23 protein-coding genes are annotated in these 23,486 nt (G+C 65.9%); 12 read left to right on the top strand and 11 right to left on the bottom strand.

The genetic code is table 11. The features are described from left to right. Positions 1 to 7: 7 nt before the first annotated feature. From tpiA to ACM6JT_RS05470, 5 genes are all read right to left on the bottom strand, one after another. Positions 8 to 763, bottom strand: coding sequence for a triose-phosphate isomerase (gene tpiA, locus ACM6JT_RS05490; protein WP_034184885.1), 756 nt, complete (start codon positions 761 to 763; stop codon positions 8 to 10). A gap of 141 nt (positions 764 to 904) precedes the next feature. After that, positions 905 to 1,924, bottom strand: a complete 1,020-nt coding sequence (locus ACM6JT_RS05485) for an NAD(P)H-quinone oxidoreductase (RefSeq protein ID WP_105390972.1) — start codon at positions 1,922 to 1,924, stop codon at positions 905 to 907. A 146-nt stretch (positions 1,925 to 2,070) separates the two neighbouring features. Beyond that, positions 2,071 to 4,218: a polyribonucleotide nucleotidyltransferase gene (pnp, locus tag ACM6JT_RS05480; RefSeq protein WP_217590889.1), complete on the bottom strand. Its 2,148-nt coding sequence runs from the start codon at positions 4,216 to 4,218 to the stop codon at positions 2,071 to 2,073. A 291-nt stretch (positions 4,219 to 4,509) separates the two neighbouring features. Further along, complete coding sequence (gene rpsO, locus ACM6JT_RS05475; RefSeq protein WP_006398792.1) at positions 4,510 to 4,779, bottom strand: 30S ribosomal protein S15; 270 nt, start codon at positions 4,777 to 4,779, stop codon at positions 4,510 to 4,512. A gap of 118 nt (positions 4,780 to 4,897) precedes the next feature. Beyond that, positions 4,898 to 6,157 carry a branched-chain amino acid ABC transporter substrate-binding protein gene (locus tag ACM6JT_RS05470; protein WP_034184882.1) on the bottom strand — a complete coding sequence of 420 codons (1,260 nt, stop codon included), beginning with the start codon at positions 6,155 to 6,157 and terminating at the stop codon, positions 4,898 to 4,900. A gap of 169 nt (positions 6,158 to 6,326) precedes the next feature. Here ACM6JT_RS05470 and ACM6JT_RS05465 point away from each other — a divergent pair, with 169 nt between their 5' ends. The 3 genes from ACM6JT_RS05465 to ACM6JT_RS05455 all read left to right on the top strand — a co-directional run bounded on the left by ACM6JT_RS05465 (position 6,327) and on the right by ACM6JT_RS05455 (position 9,452). Then, positions 6,327 to 6,839, top strand: coding sequence for a hypothetical protein (locus tag ACM6JT_RS05465; RefSeq protein ID WP_034184881.1), 513 nt, complete (start codon positions 6,327 to 6,329; stop codon positions 6,837 to 6,839). 383 nt (positions 6,840 to 7,222) lie between these two features. After that, entirely contained in the window at positions 7,223 to 7,864 is a 642-nt protein-coding gene (locus tag ACM6JT_RS05460; RefSeq protein WP_414856078.1) for a carbonic anhydrase, read from the top strand. A 37-nt stretch (positions 7,865 to 7,901) separates the two neighbouring features. Next, on the top strand, positions 7,902 to 9,452 hold the full coding sequence (locus tag ACM6JT_RS05455; protein WP_105390975.1) for a SulP family inorganic anion transporter: 1,551 nt from the start codon (positions 7,902 to 7,904) through the stop codon (positions 9,450 to 9,452). Positions 9,453 to 9,524: 72 nt separating this feature from the next. Here the strand turns inward: ACM6JT_RS05455 and ACM6JT_RS05450 are convergent, their stop codons facing one another. From ACM6JT_RS05450 to ACM6JT_RS05425, 6 genes are all read right to left on the bottom strand, one after another. Further along, the gene (locus tag ACM6JT_RS05450) at positions 9,525 to 11,069 is read right to left on the bottom strand and encodes a 2-isopropylmalate synthase (protein WP_034184878.1); all 1,545 of its coding nucleotides are present in this window, start codon (positions 11,067 to 11,069) and stop codon (positions 9,525 to 9,527) included. 313 nt (positions 11,070 to 11,382) lie between these two features. Further along, positions 11,383 to 12,255 (bottom strand): CDP-diacylglycerol--serine O-phosphatidyltransferase, encoded by an 873-nt coding sequence (gene pssA / locus ACM6JT_RS05445; RefSeq protein ID WP_034184877.1) that lies wholly within the window; start codon positions 12,253 to 12,255, stop codon positions 11,383 to 11,385. A 15-nt stretch (positions 12,256 to 12,270) separates the two neighbouring features. Next, on the bottom strand, positions 12,271 to 12,915 hold the full coding sequence (locus ACM6JT_RS05440) for a phosphatidylserine decarboxylase (protein ID WP_034184876.1): 645 nt from the start codon (positions 12,913 to 12,915) through the stop codon (positions 12,271 to 12,273). A gap of 127 nt (positions 12,916 to 13,042) precedes the next feature. Further along, on the bottom strand, positions 13,043 to 14,059 hold the full coding sequence (ilvC, locus tag ACM6JT_RS05435) for a ketol-acid reductoisomerase (protein ID WP_034184875.1): 1,017 nt from the start codon (positions 14,057 to 14,059) through the stop codon (positions 13,043 to 13,045). Positions 14,060 to 14,164: 105 nt separating this feature from the next. Beyond that, positions 14,165 to 14,656 carry an acetolactate synthase small subunit gene (ilvN, locus tag ACM6JT_RS05430; RefSeq protein ID WP_006750445.1) on the bottom strand — a complete coding sequence of 164 codons (492 nt, stop codon included), beginning with the start codon at positions 14,654 to 14,656 and terminating at the stop codon, positions 14,165 to 14,167. 112 nt (positions 14,657 to 14,768) lie between these two features. Further along, complete coding sequence (locus tag ACM6JT_RS05425; RefSeq protein ID WP_105390977.1) at positions 14,769 to 16,532, bottom strand: acetolactate synthase 3 catalytic subunit; 1,764 nt, start codon at positions 16,530 to 16,532, stop codon at positions 14,769 to 14,771. 355 nt (positions 16,533 to 16,887) lie between these two features. Between ACM6JT_RS05425 and ACM6JT_RS05420 the strand changes: the two genes are divergently transcribed. The 9 genes from ACM6JT_RS05420 (at position 16,888) to ACM6JT_RS05380 (ending at position 23,474) form a co-directional block, all read left to right on the top strand. Beyond that, positions 16,888 to 17,451, top strand: coding sequence for an RNA polymerase sigma factor (locus ACM6JT_RS05420; RefSeq protein ID WP_034184873.1), 564 nt, complete (start codon positions 16,888 to 16,890; stop codon positions 17,449 to 17,451). Beyond that, positions 17,448 to 17,873, top strand: coding sequence for a DUF3619 family protein (locus ACM6JT_RS05415; protein WP_034184872.1), 426 nt, complete (start codon positions 17,448 to 17,450; stop codon positions 17,871 to 17,873). The genes ACM6JT_RS05420 and ACM6JT_RS05415 overlap by 4 nt, the downstream gene beginning before the upstream one ends. Positions 17,874 to 17,899: 26 nt before the next feature. Next, positions 17,900 to 18,658, top strand: a complete 759-nt coding sequence (locus ACM6JT_RS05410) for a DUF3106 domain-containing protein (RefSeq protein ID WP_175749720.1) — start codon at positions 17,900 to 17,902, stop codon at positions 18,656 to 18,658. Between the two features lie 6 nt (positions 18,659 to 18,664). Next, positions 18,665 to 19,171: an RDD family protein gene (locus tag ACM6JT_RS05405; protein ID WP_175749721.1), complete on the top strand. Its 507-nt coding sequence runs from the start codon at positions 18,665 to 18,667 to the stop codon at positions 19,169 to 19,171. Between the two features lie 224 nt (positions 19,172 to 19,395). Beyond that, positions 19,396 to 20,334 (top strand): UDP-2,3-diacylglucosamine diphosphatase, encoded by a 939-nt coding sequence (locus ACM6JT_RS05400; RefSeq protein ID WP_034184869.1) that lies wholly within the window; start codon positions 19,396 to 19,398, stop codon positions 20,332 to 20,334. 29 nt (positions 20,335 to 20,363) lie between these two features. Beyond that, positions 20,364 to 21,398, top strand: a complete 1,035-nt coding sequence (locus tag ACM6JT_RS05395; protein ID WP_034184868.1) for a glycosyltransferase family 4 protein — start codon at positions 20,364 to 20,366, stop codon at positions 21,396 to 21,398. Next, positions 21,395 to 21,931, top strand: coding sequence for a diacylglycerol kinase (locus ACM6JT_RS05390; protein WP_414856077.1), 537 nt, complete (start codon positions 21,395 to 21,397; stop codon positions 21,929 to 21,931). Before ACM6JT_RS05395 ends, ACM6JT_RS05390 begins: the two co-directional genes overlap by 4 nt. A gap of 206 nt (positions 21,932 to 22,137) precedes the next feature. After that, entirely contained in the window at positions 22,138 to 22,896 is a 759-nt protein-coding gene (locus tag ACM6JT_RS05385) for a TetR/AcrR family transcriptional regulator (RefSeq protein ID WP_034184866.1), read from the top strand. Further along, positions 22,893 to 23,474 carry a TIGR00730 family Rossman fold protein gene (locus ACM6JT_RS05380; protein WP_034184865.1) on the top strand — a complete coding sequence of 194 codons (582 nt, stop codon included), beginning with the start codon at positions 22,893 to 22,895 and terminating at the stop codon, positions 23,472 to 23,474. Before ACM6JT_RS05385 ends, ACM6JT_RS05380 begins: the two co-directional genes overlap by 4 nt. The last annotated feature ends 12 nt before the right edge of the window (positions 23,475 to 23,486 follow it).

The raw sequence follows: 23,486 nt of genomic DNA, 5'->3' as shown, positions 1-23,486 counted from the left end.
AGACCGCTCAACGCGCGGCCCGGCAGATCGCCAGGAAATCTTCCGCCTTCAGCGACGCGCCGCCGATCAGGCCGCCGTCGATGTCCGGCTGCGCAAACAGCTCTTCCGCGTTGTCCGGCTTCACGCTGCCGCCGTACAGCACGGACACGTCAGCCGCGCCCTTTGCCGCGAGACGCGCACGCAGGAACGCGTGCACGTCCTGTGCCTGCGCCGACGTCGCGCTCTTGCCCGTGCCGATCGCCCAGACCGGCTCGTACGCGACGACGATGCGTGCAGCCTCGTCGGCCGTCAGCACGGCCAGCACCGCGTCGAGCTGCGCACCGACGACCTGCTCGGTCGCGCCCGACTCGCGCTCGTCGAGCGTCTCGCCGACGCACACGACCGGCGTGAGGCCGGCCGCGAGCGCGCGCTGCGTCTTCGCCGCGACCGTCTCGTTGCGCTCGCCGTGATACGCGCGACGCTCCGAGTGGCCGACGATCGCATAGCGTGCGCCGAATTCCGCAACCATCGCGGCCGCCACTTCGCCGGTGAACGCGCCCTGCTCGTGCGCGGACACGTCCTGCGCGCCCCAGGCGACACGACCGCCGTCGAGCTGCGCCTGAACCTGCGCGAGATAGGGGAACGGCACGCACACGCCGACCGACGTTTCGGCCGCCACCGCGCCCGCGCCCTGCACCACTTCGTTCAGCAACGCCTGGTTGCCGGCCAGCCGGCCGTGCATCTTCCAGTTGCCGATCACCCGCTTAGTTCTCTGTTTCGACATCGTGTCTGTCTCGTCACCGCTGTGTCATTAACGCGCCGGAAACCGGCCGTCAGGTTTGATCTGGCGAAGCAAACCCGCGATTTTACTGCGCACGGCTTGAACCGGTCAAACCGCGCATGTCAAGGCCGGCCGCACGGGCCGTCAGGCGTTCGCACCCCAATCGAGCACGATCTTGCCGGTATGCTCGCTGCTTTCCATCAGCGCGTGCGCCTGCGCGGCTTCCGCGGCCGGCAGCACACGATAGATCACCGGCTTGATGCTGCCGTCGGCGATCAGCGGCCACACGCGCGCCTTCAGTTGCGCGGCGATGCGCGCCTTGAACTCGACCGGGCGCGGCCGCAGCGTGGAACCCGTGACCGTCAGCCTGCGCCGCAGGATCTCGCTCAGGTTGACGTCGGCCTTCGCGCCGCCGAGCAGCGCGATCAGCACGAGGCGGCCGCCGTCCGCGAGCGCGGACAGCTCGCGCGGCACGTACGAGCCCGCCACCATGTCAAGGATCACGTCGACGCCGCGATCGTGCGTCAGCGACTTCACGACCTCGACGAAGTCTTCGGTCTTGTAGTTGATTGCGCGCTCCGCGCCGAGCGCCTCGCACGCACGGCACTTGTCGGCGGTGCCGGCCGTCGCGAACACGCGAAAACCGAGCGCATGCGCGATCTGGATCGCCGTCACGCCGATGCCGCTCGAGCCGCCCTGCACGAGCAGCGTTTCCTGCTCGCCGCCCTCGCCCGCGCCGAGCTGCGCACGGTCGAACACGTTGCTCCACACGGTGAAAAACGTTTCTGGCAGCGACGCGGCCTCGATATCGGTGAGCCCGTCGGGCACCGGCAGGCATTGCGGCAGCGGTGCGACCGCATACTCGGCATAACCGCCGCCCGCGAGCAGCGCACACACGCGATCGCCGAGCTTCAGGCCGAACGGGTTCAGCGCGGCATCGGACAGGTCGCCGCCGACGATCTCGCCCGCGACCTCAAGGCCCGGCAGATCCGACGCGCCCGGCGGCGGCGCATAGGCGCCCTTGCGCTGGAATACGTCGGGCCGGTTCACGCCGGAAGCCGCCACCTTGATCAGCACCTCGCCGCGCTTCGGTTCGGGGCGCGGACGCTCCGCAAGCTTCAGCACGTCGGGGGCGCCGAATTCGGTGATTTCGATGGCTTTCATGGTGACGGTGGCTCCAGGATCGGAATCGGATGGCGCCCGTGCGCGCGGCACGGGCGCCTCGCCGGCGCTGCTGCGCCGCACAACGATGCTACAGAAAAAACGGCCGGCGCGCTTTCGCGCTGCCGGCCGTTGGTCCGCCTGCCCGCTTACTGCTGCGGCGGCGCGTCCGACTGCGACGCTGCCGCTGCTTCATTCAGCAGCGCCTTTGCCGACAGACGCACGCGACCCTTCTCGTCCGTCTGGATCACCTTGACCTTGACCTGCTGACCTTCCTTCAGGTAGTCATTGATGTCCTTCACGCGCTCGTTGACGATTTCCGAGATGTGCAGCAGGCCGTCCTTGCCCGGCAGCAGGTTCACGATCGCGCCGAAATCGAGCAGCTTCAGCACCGTGCCTTCGTACACCTGGCCGACTTCGATCTCGGCCGTGATGTTCTCGATGCGCTTCTTCGCTTCGGCCATGCCGTCGCTGTTCGTGCTCGCGATCGTCACGACGCCGTCGTCCGAGATGTCGATGGTCGTGCCCGTTTCTTCCGTCAGCGCACGGATCACCGAACCGCCCTTGCCGATCACGTCACGGATCTTTTCCGGGTTGATCTTGATCGTGATCATGCGCGGTGCGAATTCGGACAGTTGCGTGCTCGCACCCGAGACCGCCGACGTCATCTTGCCGAGGATGTGCATGCGGCCTTCCTTCGCCTGCGCGAGCGCGACCTGCATGATTTCCTTCGTGATGCCCTGGATCTTGATGTCCATCTGCAGCGCCGTCACGCCTTGCTCCGTGCCGGCCACCTTGAAGTCCATGTCGCCGAGGTGATCTTCGTCGCCGAGGATGTCGGTCAGCACCGCGAACTTGTTGCCTTCGAGGATCAGGCCCATCGCGATGCCCGCGACGTGCGCCTTCATCGGCACGCCGGCGTCCATCAGCGCGAGGCAGCCGCCGCACACCGATGCCATCGACGACGAACCGTTCGACTCGGTGATTTCCGACACGACGCGGATCGAGTAGCCGAATTCGTCGGCGCTCGGCAGGCACTTGACCAGCGCGCGCTTCGCGAGGCGGCCGTGACCGATTTCACGGCGCTTCGGCGAGCCGACGCGACCCGTTTCGCCGGTCGCGAACGGAGGCATGTTGTAGTGGAGCATGAAGCGCTCGCGATACTCGCCTTCGAGCGCGTCGATGATCTGCTCGTCACCCTTCGTGCCGAGCGTCGCGACGACCAGTGCCTGCGTCTCGCCGCGCGTGAACAGCGCCGAGCCGTGGGTGCGCGGCAGCACGCCGGTGCGGATCTCGATCGGGCGCACGGTGCGCGTATCGCGGCCGTCGATGCGCGGCTCGCCGTTCAGGATCTGCGAACGGACGATCTTTGCCTCGATGTCGAACAGGACGTTGCCGACGGTGGCCTTGTCGGCAGCAACCGTGCCGGCCGCCAGCGCGTCTTCCTCGAGCTTCGCCGAAGTCGCCGAATAGACTTCCTTCAGCTTCGCCGAGCGAGCCTGCTTGTCGCGGAGCTGGTAAGCGGCGAGCAGGTCGTTCTGCGCCAGCTCGGTCACGCGTGCGATCAGCGCCTCGTTCTTCGGCGCCGGCTGCCAGTCCCACTCGGGCTTGCCGCCTTCGCGCACCAGTTCGTGGATCGCGTCGATCGCCACTTGCATCTGCTCGTGGCCGAACACCACGGCGCCCAGCATCACGTCTTCCGACAGCTGGTCGGCTTCCGATTCGACCATCAGCACCGCGCGTTCCGTACCCGCGACGACGAGGTCGAGGCTCGACGCCTTGATCTGGTCACGCGTCGGGTTCAGCACGTAGGCGTTGTCGATGTACGCGACGCGCGCGGCACCGACCGGGCCGTTGAACGGCAGGCCCGACACGGCGAGCGCAGCCGATGCGCCGATCAGCGCGGGGATGTCCGCCGGGATTTCCGGGTTCACGGACAGCACGTGGATCACGACCTGGACTTCGTTGTAGAAGCCTTCCGGGAACAGCGGGCGCAGCGGACGGTCGATCAGGCGCGACGTCAGCGTCTCGTGCTCCGACGGACGGCCTTCGCGGCGGAAGAAGCCGCCCGGGATCTTGCCGGCCGAGTAGGTCTTTTCGAGGTAGTCGACGGTCAGCGGGAAGAAATCCTGACCCGGCTTCGCCGACTTCGCGCCGACGACGGTTGCCAGCACGACGGTGTCTTCGACGTCGACGATCACGGCGCCGCTTGCCTGGCGAGCGACTTCACCGGTTTCGAGGCGCACCTTGTGCTGGCCCCACTGGAATTCCTTCACGACCTTGTTGAACATGGACATGGTTGCTCCTTTGAATTCATGCATTTCATTCGCCGCACGGGCCATCCCGCACGGCGGCGTCCCGACCGAATCACCCGGAGCAAGGTGTGTTTTTTATGCCATTCCAGCGCGGCGCTCGGGCAGCGACGCGCTGGAATGACACAAATCCCGACCCCGGTATCAGCCGTTCCGGCAATCCGGCACCAACGTGCAGGACAGCCTGCGGTGCGTGTGACGCTACGCACCGCGCAAAAACAAAATGCCTGTATCAGCGGACTGACACAGGCATCTTGCTGGCGGCAATCGCCTCGATTACTTACGCAGACCCAGCTTCTCGATCAGTGCGCGGTAACGGTCGGCATCCTTGCCCTTGAGGTAGTCGAGCAGCTTGCGGCGGCGGCTAACCATGCGCAGCAGGCCGCGGCGGCTGTGGTGATCCTTCGCGTGGGTCTTGAAGTGACCCGTCAGTTCGACGATACGTGCGGTCAGCAGTGCGACCTGGACTTCGGGCGACCCCGTGTCGTTGGTACCGCGGGCGAACTGAGCAACGACTTCCGACTTCTTGATATCTGCAACAGACATGTGATTTCCTTAGTTTCCTACTTACTAACTGAACAGGCGGACACGGAAGAATGGCCGTGCCGTGACTTACAACCGGCGGGCATTGTAACACAACTCCACACCGTTCCCACCGCCCCTGTCACGGGCGCGTCATCGAACAGGCAGACGGCATTTCCGTGCGCTGCGCCGGCACCGCGAGCACCGTCCGGAAACCGTAGCCCGAACCCTCGTTGTCGAAGCGCACACCCGGCGTGCCGGCCTTGTCCATCTCCATCACGTAAAGGGGCTGGATCAACTGGTGATCCTGCGCGCGCATCCGCGACGCGTGGAAGCCGTCGTCGAACGACAAGCCCTCGAGCGCACGCGCAACCGCGACGGGGTCGGCCGACCCCGCGCGGTTCATCGCGGCGGCCAGCATCTCGATCATCACGCTCATTCGCCGTACCGGATAGTCGTCCTGCGCGGCCGGAAAACGGGTCCGGAACGCGCGGTAGAACGCGTCGGATTTCGCGCCGCCCGCGTTCGGGTGCCAGTCCGCCACGGCGACGACCCGCCCGACGCCCGCATCGCCGAGCGCGGCCGGCGCGCCGAGGCTGTTGCCGTAGAACGTATAGAACTTCGCATTCAGCCCCTGCTCACGCGCCGCCTTCACGAGCAGCGTGAGGTCGTTGCCCCAGTTGCCGGTCACGACGGCGTCCGCGCCGCTCGTACGGATTTTCGCGATATACGGCGAGAAATCCTTGATCCGGCCGATCGGGTGGAATTCGTCGCCGGCGATCGTCACGTCCGGGCGCCGCGCGGCCAGCGCCTGCCGCGCGAGCGTGCTGACGTCGCGGCCGAAACTGTAGTCCTGGTTCAGCAGATAGACCTTGCGCAGCGCGCGGTCGTGCGCCATCACGTCCGCGAGCGCGGCCATCCGCATCCCCGCGTGCGCGTCGAAGCGGAAATGCCAGAAACTGCAGCGCGCGCCGGTCAGTGCCGGATCGTCGGCCGAATAGTTGAGGAACAGCATCCGGTTATCCGGGTCGCGTGCGTTCAGCTTGTCGAGCGCCGCGACGAGCGCGGCCGCGACGGCCGAACTGTTGCCCTGCGCGACGAAACCGATATGCCGGTCCGCAGCCGCGCGCAACTGCACGAGCGCCTCCTCCGGGCTGCCCTTGCTGTCGAGCACGACGAGCTCGAGCGGATGCGCGCCGTCGCGCAGCTTCACGCCGCCCGACGCGTTGACCTGCTCGACGCCGAAGCGCAGGTTGCGCTCGACCGCCGCGCCGGCGTTCGCGAACGGGCCCGACATCCCTTCGATCAGCGCGATCCGCACCGGCTCGCCGCCGGCAAACGCGGACGACACCAGCATCCACCCCGCGCTCAACGCGAGCGCGCACCGCTTCCACCCCTGCATCGGCTACCTGCCCTTCGATCTGCCCGAGAAGCGCGGATCATAGGCCGGCGCCCCTGCCGGCCGCAAGCGCGACAGCGCCGGCGATCCGTACCGATTTTTTCGATGCGATGTGCCGTCGCGCGCCGTCCGTGATAAAACGGATCCTGTTTCCGTATTCTGGAGAATCCCCATGCGCATACGCATTCCCGCGCGCCTGCCGGTGCTGCTCGCCTGCGCCGCCGCGCTGCTGGCCGGTTGCGCACAACCGTGGCAGCAATACCAGGCGGGCCAGGACGAGTCGGCGATCGTCGCGCGCATGGGCCCGCCGCGCGAGATCTACGACCTGCCCGGCGGCGGCAAGCGGCTGATGTGGCCGACCCAGCCGATGGGCGAGGTCACGGTCGCGGCCGACGTCGACGCGGCCCACAAGATCGTCAACGTACGCCAGGTGCTGCAGCCGAGCGAGTTCTATCGTGCGGAGATCGGCAAGTGGACGAAGACCGATGTCCTCGTCAATTTCGGACGCCCCGTCGAGACGTCCTACTTCCCGCTGATGAAGCGCGAGGTATGGACGTACCGGTATCTCGAGGACAACGTCTGGTACATGATGTACAGCTTCTACTTCGATCCGCAGGGCATCCTGCGCATCACGCAGAAAACGCCGGACCCGCTGCACGACCCCGATCGCCGCAACCTGTTCTGACCGATTACGCATTTACGCGCAATTTTCACAATGGCCATTCACGAATTATTGCGCGAATGGCCACTCCTTTTTTTCCGCTATCCAATTAATCCAGGAAATCCGACGGAAATCTTTTCCGATCGATGACATGCCAATGGCAACACGCTGAAATCCCCGTCACGCGGGCCTTTTCGCGAAAACAGGCATGCGCAACGCATGTCATGCGTTGGGTTGGTGCACGCAATGCACTACACCAATCCAATTTGAAACAATTTGTTTCAATGCCCCCGGAATGCTAGGGCATACCCCTAATATCAGTCGAAATTCGAACCTTTCAATCCAGAAAGAATCCTATTACGCCATTTCGGCCGATATTTATTTGCCTTTGTCATAAAGGAGTCCTCATGAATCGCCCCAAGAGCATGCTGGTTGCCAACATCGCCTGGGCCCGCGAGACGCGCGAACACACGCCCGGATTTTTCGACGCGCTCGCGCGCGGCCAGAATCCGCGCGTGCTGTGGATCGGCTGCTCGGACAGCCGCGTGCCCGCCGAAACCATCACGCACTGCGCACCCGGCGAGTTGTTCGTCCATCGCAACATCGCGAACCTGTTCCATCCCGACGACGATAATTCCGCCAGCGTGCTCGAGTACGCGGTGCGCGTGCTGCAGGTCGACCACGTGATCGTGTGCGGGCACTACGGGTGCGGCGGCGTGCGCGCGTCGTTGCTGCCGCCGCCGTCCGAGCTGCCGCACGTCGCGCGCCGCATCGCACCGCTCTGCGCGCTCGCGCGGCGCCATCGCGACACGCTCGACGGGCTCGACGACACGGCCGCCGCCGACCGCCTCGCCGAGCTGAACGTGCTCGAACAGGTACAGCTGCTGCGCGCGTCGCCGATCGTGCGCGGCCGGGAACGACCGCCGCTCGTGGACGGCTGGATCTTTTCGCTCGCCGACGGCCGCCTGCAGGAACTCGATTCCGGCTACGCGACGCCGCCTGCCAATGTCGAGCCCGTGCAGGCTGCTGCGGCCGCCGCGCTCGGCTGATTCCCCCGCCCCCTACGCCAATGAAATCGCCCCAATCATGAAACTGAACGAGCGCCTGTCCACCCTGCCGCGCGACGTCGTCGCCGGCATCGTCGTTTTCCTCGTCGCGCTGCCGCTCTGTCTCGGCATCGCCAATGCGTCCGGCGTCGAGCCATTCGCCGGGCTCGTGTCCGGCATCGTCGGCGGCATCGTCGTCGCGCTGCTGAGCGGCTCGTCGTTGTCCGTCAGCGGGCCAGCCGCCGGCCTCGTCGTGATCGTCGTCGAAGGGATCGCGCAACTCGGCAGCTTCTCCGCATTCCTGCTCGCGGTGCTGCTGTCCGGCGTACTGCAGTTCGGGTTCGGCATGCTGCGCGCCGGCCGCTTCGCCGCCTACGTGCCGTCGCCCGTCATCAAGGGCATGCTTGCCGCAATCGGCCTGCTGCTGATCGTGAAGCAGATTCCGTTCGCGTTCGGCATCGGCGGCTCGGGCGCGCAATCGTTTGCGAACTGGCCGGGCCTGCCGGTCGCGTGGGCCGCCACGGCCATCGCGCTCGCATCGCTCGCGCTGCTGATCGCATGGGACACGCCCGCGCTGCGCCGCTTCGCACTGGTGCGTTCGGTGCCCGCACCGCTCGCGGTCGTCGTGCTGGGCATCGGCGCGACGCTCGTGCTGGGCTTCGTCGCGCCGTCGGTCGCGCCGGGCGCCGCCCATCGCGTGACGCTGCCCGAGCTCGGATCGTTCGCGGCGTTCGCGGCATCGCTCAAGCACGCGGAGCTCGGCCCGAATTTCGCGCAGCTCGTGAATCCCGACGTGTGGCGCGTCGCGATCACGCTCGCGGTCGTCGCGAGCCTCGAGACGCTGCTGAGCCTCGAAGCAGTCGAGCAGATCGACCCGAAGCGCCGGCCGACCCAGCCCGACCGCGAACTGAAGGCCCAGGGCGTCGGCAATCTCGTCGCGGGCGCGTTCGGCGGCCTGCCGATCACATCGGTGATCGTGCGCAGTTCGGTCAACGTCAATGCAGGCGCGCAAAGCCGGATGTCGGCAATCGTCCACGGGATGCTGCTGCTCGCGAGCGTGTTTGCGCTCACCGGCCTGATCAACCTGATCCCGCTCGCGAGCCTCGCCGCGATCCTGATCCACACGGGCTTCAAGCTCGCGAAACCGGCGCTGTTCCGCTCGGTGATGAAGCAGGGGCCGGCCGCGTTCGTGCCGTTCGCCGCGACGATCGCCGGTGTGCTCGCGGTCGACCTGCTGTTCGGCATCGCGCTCGGCCTCGCATGCAGCGTGCTGGCGGTCGCCGTCGCGAACCTGAAGAGCCCCGTCACGCTCGCGCAGCACGACGATCACTACCTGCTGTCGTTCCGCAAGGACGTGTCGTTTCTCGGCAAGGTGCAGGTCAAGCACCACCTGCGGCACATTCCGGACCGGGCGGCGGTCATCATCGACGCGACGCGCGCCGACTACATCGATCACGACGTGCTCGAACTGCTCGACGCGTTCGTCGCCGATGCGCCGCGGCGCGGGATCGCGGTCGAGTTCCGCCGACGCAACCCGGCGCCCCGCCCGGCCGCGCGCCGCTGGCTGTTCCGCGCACCGGCCGCCGAATAAGCGGCAGATGCAAAAACGCCCCGGCGGCGCAGGGCCGCACGGGGCGTTTCGGTGATGCGCAGCGCGCGGCGCTTACGAGCGCTGCGGGTTGAGCTTGTCGTCCTTCGAATGCAGCTTGTTCAGCGCGGAGATGTACGCCTTGGCGGACGCGGCGACGATGTCCGGATCGGTGCCGACGCCGTTGACGATCCGCCCGCTCTTCGACAGCCGGACGGTCACTTCGCCCTGCGCCTGCGTGCCGGTCGTGATTGCGTTCACCGAGTACAGCAGCAGTTCGGAACCGCTGCCGACTTCGCCTTCGATCGCGTTGAACGTCGCGTCGACCGGACCGTTGCCGCGCGCCTCGCCGGTCACTTCCTTGCCTTCGACCGCGAACACGATCTTCGCCTGCGGCTGCTCGCCGGTTTCCGAACGCTGCGACAACGACACGAACTTGAAGTGTTCCTGCTCGTGCGCGAATGCCGATTCCTCGGACACGATCGCAATGATGTCCTCGTCGAAGATCTCGGCCTTGCGGTCGGCCAGATCCTTGAAGCGCATGAACGCGGCGTTCAGTTCCGCTTCGCTGTCGAGCGACACGCCGAGCTCCTGCAGGCGCTGCTTGAATGCGTTGCGGCCCGACAGCTTGCCGAGCACGATCTTGTTCGCGGACCAGCCCACGTCTTCCGCGCGCATGATCTCGTAGGTGTCGCGCGCCTTCAGCACGCCGTCCTGGTGGATGCCCGACGCGTGCGCGAACGCGTTCGCGCCGACCACCGCCTTGTTCGGCTGCACGACGAAACCGGTGATCTGCGACACGAGCTTCGACGTCGGCACGATCTGCGTGGTGTCGATGCCGACGTCGAGGCCGAAGTAATCCTTGCGCGTCTTCACGGCCATCACGATCTCTTCGAGCGACGTGTTGCCCGCACGCTCGCCGAGACCGTTGATCGTGCACTCGACCTGACGCGCACCGCCGATCTTCACGCCCGCGAGCGAGTTCGCGACGGCCATCCCGAGGTCGTTATGGCAGTGCACCGAGAAAATCGCCTTGTCCGAGTTCGGAATGCGCTCGCGCAGCGTCTTCACGAGGTTGCCGTAGAGCTCCGGCACGCCGTAGCCGACCGTATCGGCGATGTTGATCGTCGTCGCGCCTTCGGCGATCACGGCTTCCAGCACGCGGCACAGGAAATCCAGGTCGGAGCGGCTGCCGTCTTCCGGCGAGAATTCGATGTTGTCGGTGAACTTGCGTGCGAAACGCACCGCGAGGCGTGCCTGCTCGAACACCTGGTCGGGCGTCATCCGCAGTTTCTTCTCCATGTGCAGCGGCGACGTCGCGATGAACGTGTGGATCCGGAAGCTGTTGGCCGGCTTCAGCGCATCGGCCGCGCGCTGGATGTCCTTGTCGTTGGCCCGCGCCAGCGAACAGATCGTGCTGTCCTTCACGAGACCGGCGATCGTGTGGATCGCGTCGAAATCGCCGTTCGAGCTGGCCGCGAAGCCGGCCTCGATCACGTCGACCTTCATCCGCTCGAGGTTCTTCGCGATGCGGATTTTCTCTTCCTTCGTCATCGACGCGCCGGGCGATTGCTCGCCGTCACGCAACGTCGTATCGAAAATGATCAGCTTGTCTGTCATGGGGGGCTCCAGGGCTTTTTATACGGAAGTCAAACGTAATGAGATCGCGCCACCGCTGGCGACGCTCAACAACAGACGAGGCTTGACGGAGGGCGAGAACGGTCAGCGCGGCAGGCGCGCCAAAGCTAGCGCGCGTAGCGGCGCACCGGCTAGAAGGAGGGAGAGGCGGGAAAATGCAGTCATGCCGAAAACTATAGCGACATTCCGTTGGGCGCGCAATCGGACGACACCCCGGGAGTCCGGCGGTCCGTCTTGAAAAAGGGGCAAATGAAAACGGCGGCCTCGCGGCCGCCGTTTTCGGGCAGATCGCGCGTCAGTGATCGCGCTGCGACGAGCGCGCCGGATTCGCGCGCCCGCGGATCGCCATGTAGGCCCAGAACACGTAGCCGGACAACCCGTACAGCACGAACAGGCAGAACAGCATCAGCGGCGGGTCGGACGACACGAGCACGAACGCGACGACGACGAGCAGGATCGCCGCGAACGGCACGCGGTGCCGCACGTCGAGCGCCTTGCCGCTGTAGAACGGCGCGTTCGACACCATCGTCACGCCCGCGTAGATCGTCAGCACGAACGCGACCCACGGCAGCCAGCCGAGCTTCATCGGCACGCGGTTGTCGGTCGCGAGCCACACGAAGCCCGCGATCAGCGCGGCGGCGGCCGGGCTCGGCAACCCCTGGAAGAAGCGTTTGTCGACGACGCCGATGTTCGTATTGAAGCGGGCTAGGCGCAGCGCGGCGCCCGAGCAGTAGACGAACGCGGCGAGCCAGCCCCAGCGGCCGAGATCCTTCAGCACCCACTCGTACATCACGAGCGCGGGCGCGACGCCGAACGACACCATGTCCGACAGGCTGTCGAACTGCTCGCCGAACGCGCTCTGCGTATGCGTCATGCGCGCGACGCGCCCGTCCATCCCGTCAAGCACCATCGCGACGAAAATCGCGATCGCGGCGATCTCGAAACGCACGTTCATCGCCTGCACGACCGCGAAGAAACCGCAGAACAGCGCGGCGGTCGTGAACGCGTTCGGCAGCAGGTAGATGCCGCGCGTCTTCAGGAACCGCTGGCGCGAAGCGCGGCGGCTCTCGATGGGCACCGGATCGGGCGCCATCCCCTTGTTGCGGCGGAACGGGCGTGGCGTCTGGCTGGTGCCGTTGCGCGACCGGCGCGGTTTGAATGCGGCCATCGTGCGCCCCGCCGCTTACTGTTCGAGCTCGGCGAGGATCGTCGACGACGCGTAGACCTTCTCGCCGATCGACACCTTCGCGCGGCTGCCGATCGGCAGGTACACGTCGACGCGCGAACCGAAGCGGATGAAACCGTAGCGCTGGCCGCGCGACAGCGGTTCGCCGGCACGCACGTAGCAGAGAATCCGGCGGGCGACGAGGCCCGCGATCTGCACGGCGGTGACGGTCTTGCCGCTCGCCGTCTGGATCACGACCGCGTTGCGCTCGTTTTCGGTCGATGCCTTGTCGATCGCCGCGTTCAGGAACGCACCCGGGAAGTACTCGACCTTGGTGATCGCGCCATCGACCGGCGAACGCTGCGAATGGACGTTGAAGACATTCATGAACACGCTGATCTTCAGCGCTTCGCGGTTCGCGTACGGATCCTGCGAGGTCTCGACCGCGACGATGCGGCCGTCCGCCGGACACAGCACCGCGTTCGGCTGCGCCGGGATCGGGCGCTGCGGATCGCGGAAGAACTGGACGACGAAGGCGAGCAGCAGCCAGAACGGCCACGCGAAGCCGAAGCCCCCGACGGCATGGATCAACAGCGCGATGACGGCAGCAATCGCGATGAACGGCCAGCCTTCGCGCGCGATGATCGGATGAGGATAGTTCATGGATTCGTTCTGTGTTCGGTGAATTGCAAAGCCCGTAGCATAACAAAAGCCGCCCGGGGCACTGCTGCCTTCGGACGGCTTTTTGATGCCGACCCTCCACTCGAAGGGCCGGAACAGCACGCGGTGCTTAGTTCTTCGACTGGTCGACGAGCTTGTTCTTCGCGATCCACGGCATCATCGCGCGCAGCTTCGCGCCGACCTGCTCGATCTGGTGCTCGGCCGTCAGGCGGCGGCGCGACTGCAGCGTCGGAGCGCCTGCCTTGTTCTCGAGAATGAAGCTCTTCGCGTACTCGCCCGTCTGGATGTCGGTCAGGCACTGCTTCATCGCCTTCTTCGTCTCTTCCGTGACGACGCGCGGGCCCGTCACGTACTCGCCGTACTCGGCGTTGTTCGAGATCGAGTAGTTCATGTTCGCGATGCCGCCTTCGTAGATCAGGTCGACGATCAGCTTCAGTTCGTGCAGGCACTCGAAGTACGCCATTTCCGGCGCGTAGCCTGCTTCGACCAGCGTCTCGAAGCCGGCCTTGATCAGCTCGACGGTACCGCCGCACAGCACGGCCTGCTCGCCGAACAGGTCGGTTTCGGTTTCTTCACGGAAGTTCGTCTCGATGATGCCCGCACGGCCGCCGCCGTTCGCTGCCGCGTACGACAGCGCGATGTCGCGTGCCGCGCCCGACTTGTTCTGCGCAACCGCGATCAGGTGCGGCACGCCGCCACCTTGCGAGTACGTGCCGCGCACGGTGTGGCCCGGTGCCTTCGGCGCGATCATGATCACGTCGAGGTCGGCGCGCGGGATCACCTGGCCGTAGTGGACGTTGAAGCCGTGTGCGAACGCGAGCGCCGCGCCCTGCTTGATGTTCGCGTGCACTTCCTTCGCGTACACGTCGGCGATCTGCTCGTCCGGCAGCAGCATCATCACGACGTCCGCGCCCTTCACCGCTTCCGCGACTTCCTTGACCGACAGGCCGGCGTTTTCGGCCTTGCTCCACGACGCGCCGCCCTTGCGCAGGCCGACCGTCACGTTCACGCCGCTTTCCTTCAGGTTCAGCGCGTGTGCATGGCCTTGCGAGCCGTAGCCGATGATCGTGACTTGCTTGCCCTTGATGAGGGAGAGGTCGGCGTCTTTGTCGTAGAAAACGTTCATGATGGGTTCCTTCGCTAATTCAAAAATTCAACAATTCGTTCGGATGGAGTACTGCGAGCCGGGACATGACGGCGCACCCGGCGTGCCTCTTCGGCAATTTCGGCATCAAACCTTCAGGATGCGCTCGCCGCGTCCGATGCCGGAGCTGCCGGTGCGCACGGTCTCGAGGATCGCGCTCGCGTCCAGCCCCTGGATGAATGCGTCGAGCTTGTCGCTCGCGCCCGTCAATTCGATCGTGTAGGTCTTTTCGGTCACGTCGATGATGCGGCCGCGGAAAATGTCCGACATCCGCTTCATTTCTTCGCGCTCCTTGCCCACTGCACGTACCTTGATCAGCATCAGCTCGCGTTCGATGTGTGCACCGTCGGTCAGGTCCACCACTTTCACCACCTCGATCAGGCGGTTCAGATGCTTCGTGATCTGTTCGATCACGTCGTCGGAGCCAATGGAAACGATGGTGAGCCGCGACAGCGATTGGTCTTCGGTCGGCGCCACCGTCAAGGTTTCGATGTTGTAGCCGCGTGCGGAAAACAGACCGACCACGCGCGACAGCGCGCCCGGTTCGTTCTCCAGCAGGACGGAAATGATGTGTCTCATGTTCGCTTCTTCCAGAATGTGTCCGTGTCGATTCACTCGCGCCGCGCGCCGCCGCGTGCCGCACCGCCCTTCGTGAAGGCGGCCGCATCGGGCTCAAGCGCGCGTCGCGCCGTTACAGATCTTCCGATCCAAGCAGCATCTCGGTGATGCCCTTGCCGGCCTGTACCATCGGCCAGACGTTTTCGGTCGGATCGGTCTGGAAGTCGAGAAACACGGTGCGATCCTTCAGGCGCAGCGCTTCCTTCAGCGCCGGCTCCACATCCGAGGTCTTTTCGATCCGCATGCCGACATGGCCGTACGCTTCGGCGAGCTTCACGAAATCGGGCAGCGCATCCATGTACGAATGCGAATAGCGCTTGCTGTATTCGATCTGCTGCCACTGGCGAACCATGCCGAGGTAGCGGTTGTTCAGCGAAATGATCTTCACGGGCGTGTCGTACTGCAGGCAGGTCGACAGTTCCTGGATGCACATCTGGATCGAGCCTTCGCCCGTGATGCACAGCACGTCGTCGTCCGGGTGCGCCATCTTGACGCCCATCGCCGCCGGCAGGCCGAAGCCCATCGTGCCGAGTCCGCCGGAATTGATCCAGCGACGCGGCTTGTTGAAGCGGTAGAACTGCGCGGCCCACATCTGGTGCTGGCCGACGTCCGAGCACACGAACGCATTGCCGTCCGTCAGCTCCCACGCCTTCTCGACCACGTACTGCGGCTTGATGATCTCGCTTTCGCGGTCGAACTTCAGGCAGTCCTTCGAGCGCCAGCCCTCGATGTCCTTCCACCATTGCGCGAGCGCCTCGGTGTCGGGGCCATGCTCGGCCGTCTGCAGTTGCTCGATCAGCTCCTTCAGCACTTCCTTCACGTCGCCGACGATCGGGATGTCGACCTTCACGCGCTTCGAGATCGACGACGGGTCGATGTCGATGTGGATGATCTTGCGCGGACGCGACGCGAAGTGCGCCGGATCGCCGATCACGCGGTCGTCGAAGCGGGCACCGATCGCGATCAGCACGTCGCAGTGCTGCATCGCCATGTTCGCTTCGTAGGTGCCGTGCATGCCGAGCATGCCGAGGAATTTCTTGTCCGACGCGCGATAGCCGCCGAGGCCCATCAGCGTGTTCGTGACCGGGTAGCCGAGCAGGTCCGCGAACTGGTTCAGTTCGCGCGACGCGTCGGCGAGGATGATGCCGCCACCCGTGTAGATGTAGGGACGCTTCGCCGTCAGCAGCAGCGACACGGCCTTGCGGATCTGGCCCGAATGGCCTTTCGTGACGGGGTTGTACGAACGCAGCGACACGCTCTTGACGGGCTCGTACTGGCACGGCGTCTTCGAGATGTCCTTCGGGATGTCGATCAGCACCGGGCCCGGACGGCCCGTGCGGGCGATATAGAACGCCTTCTTGACGGTTTCCGCGAGGTCGCGCACGTCCTTCACGAGGAAGTTGTGCTTCACGCACGGACGCGTGATGCCGACGGTGTCGCACTCCTGGAATGCGTCCTGGCCGATCGCGGCAGTCGGCACCTGGCCGCTGATCACGACCATCGGGATCGAATCCATGTATGCCGTCGCGATGCCGGTCACCGCGTTGGTGACGCCGGGGCCCGACGTCACGAGGCAGACGCCGACGTTGCCGGTGGAACGCGCATACGCATCGGCTGCGTGCACGGCCGCCTGTTCGTGGCGCACCAGCACGTGCTGAATCTTGTCCTGCTTGTAAAGCTCGTCGTAGATATAGAGAACCGAGCCGCCGGGGTAGCCCCAGATGAATTCGACGTTCTCGTCGGCCAGTGCCTTCATGAGCACGGTGGCGCCGATGGAGTCGCTATCGGGAGGGGAAAGGGGTTCCGACGTGGAGAATTCCGCGCTGGGCATGTTCATTTTGACCTTTCGAATTTTCGGCAAAAAATTGATCGGGTGCTCTCTGCCGGGCTTGTGGCTCGGGTTCAAGCGGCGCGTCCAGTTTGAAGGGCGGGCTTCTTGGGCCAGCCTCAAATGAGACCATCACTTCATGTTGCGAATCGTTGACGATAGCGGGTCGTGATTGGGTCGTCAAGCAAAATATCCCGCACCGCATCATGCGCGCCGCCCGGCACCCCGCCGCCGCGGCTCGCGCGCAACGCGCGGCGCCCAATCCGGTGCCAAGCGGCGCGAAAATTTGTTAGCATCCGCGGGTTTTACGAAATTTTTCGACCTTTTACACCACGCAGCGGTCCGCAGCGCATACCTTCACGGAATGGCATCAGACAAGGAACTCGCCGACTTTCTGGCGGGCGTCGAAAGGCGCGCGTTCAAGCAGGCTGCGTACGCGGTGCGTGACGACGATGCGTCGCTCGACATCGTGCAGGACGCGATGATCAAGCTGGCCGAAAAATACGGCGACCGGCCGGCGGCCGAACTGCCGCTGCTTTTTCAGCGGATCCTGCAGAACGCGATCCACGACTGGTTCCGCCGGCAGAAGGTCCGCAACACCTGGGTCACGCTCTTCTCGTCGCTGAACAACACCGACGACGAAGACTTCGACCCGCTCGAAACGCTCGAATCCGCGGACAATAACGCGGGCGTCGAGAGCAGCGAGCACCGCCTCGAAAGAGAGCAGGTTCTGGCCCTGATCGACGAAGAAATCCAGAAACTTCCGGCGCGTCAACGGGAAGCGTTCCTGATGCGTTATTGGGAAGATATGGATGTCGCCGAGACTGCCGCCGCAATGGGGTGCTCCGAAGGCAGCGTCAAGACGCACTGCTCACGAGCCACCCACACCCTGGCGCAAGCGCTCAAGGCCAAAGGAATCACGCTATGAGCTCCGCTCCCGCAAACCGAGAACACGAATTCGCGCTGAAGGTGCGCCGCGCGCTGGACGAGCGCGCGGCCGCACTGCCTGCCGCGACCACCGATCGGCTGGCCGTCGCCCGCCGGGCTGCGCTCGCGCGCAAGAAGCCCGAGCCCGCGACCGCGCCGGTGTTCGTGCCGGCCTTCGCCGGCGCGGCCGGCGCCTACGGCCCGGCGCCCACGAGCCGCCCGCAGACGTCGTTCGCGCGCCGCCTGCTGCGCGCGTGGCCGCTCGCGCTGCTGCTCGCGGGGCTCATCGGCATCGCCTACTGGGAAGACATGCAGCGCACCGCCGAACTCGCCGACATCGACGCGGCGATGCTCAGCGACGACCTGCCGCTCAACGCGTATCTCGATCACGGGTTCAACGCGTATCTTTCGCACGCTCACTAACAGACAATAACGAGGGGATCGCACGGGTGAGTCAGAAGCGCGGCCTGGCCGTATTTTTCGGATGCGTGATCGCGATCGCCGTTTCCTACGTCGCCACGTATTCGCGATTCCACCCGCCCCCCGCGACGACTACCGTCGCGGCCGCCAGCCCTGCCGCGCCCGCATCGGCCGCCGGGCTGACCGCCGACCTCCCGCCGCTGCCACTGCCGCTGCCGGCCGCCACCGGCCCGCTGTCATGGGCGCGCCTCACGCCGGCGCAGCACGCGGCACTCGCGCCGTTCGCCGACCAGTGGGATGGCTTCAGCGACGCCCGCAAGCGCAAATGGCTGAAGATCGCATCACGTTTCGCGAAGTTGACGCCTGATGATCAAAAGCGCCTGCAGGACCGGATGTCCGAATGGGCGCGGATGACGCCCGAGCAGCGCCGCGTCGCGCGCGAGAACTACCAGAGCGCGAAGGAGCTTTCCGCGCAGGCGCGCGAGCGCGCGTGGAAGGCCTACCAGCAACTCCCCGAGGAGCAGAAGGAACGTCTCGCGGCCGCCGAGCGCCGCCGCCGGCCGAGCGTCGTCAGCGCGCCGCCGACCGTCGCCGACCGTGACGTCCGCCGCCTCGTCAATTCGCACGAGCACCCGGCAAGCGGTGCAACCCCCGCACCGGCGCCCGCGTCGGCCAGCGCCTCCGTGCCGCCGGTGCCCGCGTCGTCGACGGCCGGCGCCGCGTCGGTGCCCGCTGCGGCGGCACCGGTGTCGCCCGCCGACGCGCCTTCGCTGTTCAAGGGCTCCTGAGCGGCCGTGGCGAACGCCCGCGCACCCGAGACTCCGGCCGCCGCGCCGTCGGTGCGGCGGCGCCTCGCCGCGCTGCTCTACGAAGGCGTGCTGCTGTTCGGCGTCGTGTTCTTCGCGGGGCTTGCGTTCAGCCTCGCGACGCAGCAGCGCAACGGCCTCGTCCATCACAACCTGCTCGCCGCGTGGATCGCGCTCGTCGTCGGCGCGTACTTCGTCTGGTTCTGGACCCACGGCGGCCAGACGCTGCCGATGAAGACCTGGCGGCTGCGGCTCGAATCGTCGAGCGGCCGGCCGCTGAGCGCCGGCCACGCGCTCGTGCGCTATGCGCTCGGCTGGCTGTGGTTCCTGCCGCCGCTCGCGCTGCATCCGCTCCTCGGCCTGTCGGTGCCGGTCACGCTGGCGCTCACCGCCGCGTGGATCGCCGCGTGGGCCGGCGCCGCCCGGCTGCATGCCGGCCGCCAGTTTCCGCACGACCGGATCGCGCGCACGCGCGTCGTCGCCATGCCGCGCTGACGCGCCTCATTCGCCAGACGAAATCAGTTCGCCCAAGCCTTTCCCGCGTCGCCTGACGCGCATGCCGGACAACCGCCGACCGTTCGGTGCGGCAGATTGCACAACGCCCTTCATTCACTGCTAAACACCCTGCATAGGTCGTAATAAGAACGTCTCGTGACTGTCACGGCACAGTCACGCCCGCATGGCGGAATGCCGGTAATGTCAACCGGCGCGAGTCATGCATGGGCCAGAAACCGTCCGCGACCTCCCTGTTCCGTCACCCGCTCGGCGCTCGCGCCGCCACCGCTTTCCTGTCCGGCTCGGGCGCAACCGATGGCCTGGCGTCGCAAGAACCGCCTGCCGCGCACGCCACGCGGCACGACGACCCCGACTCGTCCGCGCATCGCTACCGCACCATCTGGCTGTCCGACATCCACCTCGGCTCGAGCGGATGCCAGGCGCCGTACCTGCTCGATTTCCTGCGTCACAACGATTCGGAATACCTGTACCTCGTCGGCGACATCATCGACGGCTGGCAGTTGAAGAAAGGCTGGTACTGGCCGCAGGCGCACAACGACGTCGTGCAGAAGATCCTGCGCAAGGCGCGCAAGGGCACGCAGGTCGTCTACATCCCCGGCAACCACGACGAAGGCGCGCGGCAGTTCTGCGACCTCGCGTTCGGCGACATACAGGTACGCGGCGAGGCGTTCCACACGACGCTCGCAGGCAAACGTTTGTGGATCGTGCACGGCGACCTGTTCGACGGCGTGATCCAGCACGCGAAATGGCTCGCGTACCTCGGCGACACGCTCTACACGCTGATCCTCGTGCTGAACCGCTGGTTCAACCGGATCCGCAGCCGGCTCGGCTTCCAGTACTGGTCGCTGTCGCAGTACCTGAAGCACCAGGTCAAGAACGCGGTCAACTTCATCTCGCAGTTCGAGACCGTGATGACCGACGAGGCGCGCCGCCGCGGCTGCGACGGCGTCGTGTGCGGCCACATCCACAAGGCAGAGATCCGCGATATCGACGGCGTGCTGTACTGCAACGACGGCGACTGGGTCGAAAGCCTGTCCGCGCTCGTCGAAACGATGGAAGGCGAACTGAAGATCGTCTACTGGACGGTGATGCGCACCGCACCGTCGGAGACCACGTCGCGCAAGGCCAAGGCCACTGCCTGACACAACCCTACTTACAGGACAATGCCGCGATGAAGATCATGATCGTCACCGACGCGTGGGAACCGCAGGTCAACGGCGTCGTGCGCACGCTGAAGAGCACGTCGCGCGAACTCACGGCGCTCGGCCACCGCGTCGAACTGCTGACGCCGCTGGAATTCCGCACGGTGCCCTGCCCGACCTACCCCGAGATCCGCCTGTCGATCCTGCCGTATCGCAAGCTGCGCGCGCGGATCGACGCGTTCGCGCCCGACGCGCTGCACATCGCGACCGAAGGCCCGCTCGGCCTCGCCGCGCGACGCTATGCGCGTACCCACAAGCTGCCGTTCACGACCGCATACCACACGCGCTTTCCGGAATACGTGCAGGCGCGCTTCGGCATTCCGCTGGCCGCGACCTACCGCTTCCTGCACTGGTTCCACGGCCCGTCGCTCGCGGTGATGGCGCCGACGCCGGTCGTCAAGGAAGACCTCGAGAAGTTCGGCTTCACGAACGTCGTGCTGTGGACCCGCGGCGTCGATCTCGACATCTTCCGCCCGATGGAGTCGAAGGTGCTCAACACCGCGCGGCCGATCTTCCTGTACGTGGGCCGTGTCGCGATCGAAAAGAACGTCGAGGCGTTCCTGCGTCTCGACCTGCCCGGCTCGAAGTGGGTCGCGGGCGAAGGCCCCGCGCTCGCGGAGCTGAAGTCGCGCTATCCGGAGGCGAACTATCTCGGCGTGCTGTCACAGGCCGAACTCGCGAAGGTGTATGCTGCGGCCGACGTGTTCGTGTTCCCGAGTCGCACCGACACGTTCGGCCTCGTGCTGCTCGAGGCGCTCGCGTGCGGCACGCCGGTTGCCGCGTATCCCGTCACGGGCCCGATCGACGTGCTCGGCGGCGGCGACGCAGGCTCGATGCACGAGGACCTGCAGGAAGCCTGCCTCGAAGCGCTGAAGATCGAACGCACGACTGCGCGCGCGTGGGCGGAACGCTTCTCGTGGCGCGCGGCATCCGAGCAGTTCGCATCGCATCTGAAGCCGCTGCCGAAAACCGCGTACTCGCCAGCCGAAGGTGCCGCCGTTTGAAACGAGACCTGAACGACAAGACCCCTCCCCCCGCCGCGACACAGCAACGGCACCGCCCGTTCGACGAGGAAGAGCCGCATGGCGACACGGACGCGCACGCGTCCGAGCCGCTCGGCCCCGACGATCAACTGACGCCGCTGCCGCCGAATCCGTACAAGCGCCACCGCGGCATCACGCGCGCATGGTACGCACTCAAGCATTCGCTGAACGGCTTTCGTGTCGCGATCCGCGAGGAGAGCGCGTTTCGCCAGGAGCTCACGCTCGCCGCGCTGATGCTCCCGATCGGCGCGTTCGCGCCGGTGCCGGCCGCATCGCGCGCGCTGCTGATCGCGTCGGTGCTGCTGGTGCTGATCGTCGAACTGCTGAACTCGAGCGTCGAGGCCGCGATCGACCGCATCTCGCTCGAACGCCACGAACTTTCCAAACGCGCGAAGGATCTCGGCAGCGCGGCCGTGACGGTCGCGCTGTTCGCGTGCGTGACGACCTGGGGCCTCGTGCTCGGCCCGGTCGTCGCGCACTGGCTCGGCTTCTAGCCGGCGGCCCGCCGCGCGCGTCGCGCATCGCCCGCGTGCGGCGCTGCACCATCCGTCGCGCGGGGCCGCGATCACGAAATGCGCCCGATGTGGCGAAACCCCGGTTTATAATCGTCCGCCAGACATAGAACAGCAACCCGCGCCGGACGAATCTCGCAGCATCGATTGCAGCGCCCGCCAGTCCGGCACACACAGGGCCGGACGACATGGAAGCGAAACCTCCCCGCCGCACCCGCGAACGGATTCTCGAGTTGTCGTTGAAACTCTTCAACGAGATCGGCGAGCCGAACGTCACGACCACGACGATCGCCGAGGAAATGGAAATCAGTCCAGGCAACCTGTACTACCATTTCCGCAACAAGGACGACATCATCAACAGCATCTTCGCGCAGTTCGAGCAGCAGATCGAACGGCGGCTGCGCTTTCCCGAAGATCATCGTCCGACGATCGACGAAACCTGGTCGTACCTGCAGTACATGGCCGATTTCATGTGGACCTACCGGTTCCTGTATCGCGACCTCAACGACCTGCTCGCCCGCAACCGCACGCTCGAGACGCACTTCAAGCAGATCATCAGCCACAAGGTGCGCTTCGCGCGCGAGATGTGCGAGCTGCTCGTGTCCGACGCCGAGATGGTCGCGACGCCCGCCGAGATCGAAGTCATCGCCACCAACATGGCCGTCATTTCGACGTACTGGCTGTCGTATCAGTACGTGATGCATCCGCGCAAGTACAACGACCAGGACGCGATTCGCGAGGAACTGCACCAGGTCAGCATGCACGTGATCTCCGTGATGGCGCCGTACCTGCGCGGCCGTTCGCGCCAGCTGTTCGACGACCTGGTCTCCGGCAAGCTGCCGAAGCGCCAGTTCACCGACTACCTGCCGCCGCGCGACGGTTCGCCCCGCCCCGCTGACAGCCCGGTCGTCAGTGGGCAGGCCCCCGCCAAGGATTCCAAGCAATGAAGGCAGTCTGCGTTTACTGCGGCTCGTCGTCCGGCGTGCGGCCCGTCTATGCCGACGCCGCGCGCGCATTCGGCCGCGCGCTCGTCGGTGCGGGCCTGACGCTCGTATACGGCGGCGGCCGTGTCGGCCTGATGGGCGTGATCGCCGACGAAGTGATGGCGGCCGGCGGCCGTGCGGTCGGCGTGATCCCCGAACTGCTCGTCGACAAGGAAGTCGGCCATACGGGGCTGTCGGAACTGCACGTCGTGCCCGACATGCACCATCGCAAGAAAATGATGGCCGACCTCTCGGACGCGTTCGTCGCGATGCCCGGCGGCGCCGGCACGCTCGAGGAACTCTTCGAGGTCTACACGTGGGCGCAGCTCGGCTACCACCGCAAGCCCGTCGCGCTCTACAACATCGATTCGTTCTACGACCCGCTGATCGCGCTGCTGCGTCATACGGTCGACGAGGGTTTCATGCGTCCGGCCTATTTCGACGCGCTGTGCGTCGATTCGGAACCGGTCGAACTGATCGAGCGGCTGCGCCGCTATCAACCGCCCGCCCGCGACAAGTGGGCGCCCGACGCAGCGAAGTAACCGTCCCCGGGA

It is taken from the genome of Burkholderia sp. IT-111MI5, assembly GCF_949752865.1.
Lineage (GTDB): Bacteria > Pseudomonadota > Gammaproteobacteria > Burkholderiales > Burkholderiaceae > Burkholderia > Burkholderia pyrrocinia_C.
Note: the sequence above shows the minus strand (reverse complement) of the source record. Positions and strands in the feature narration are given on the sequence as shown.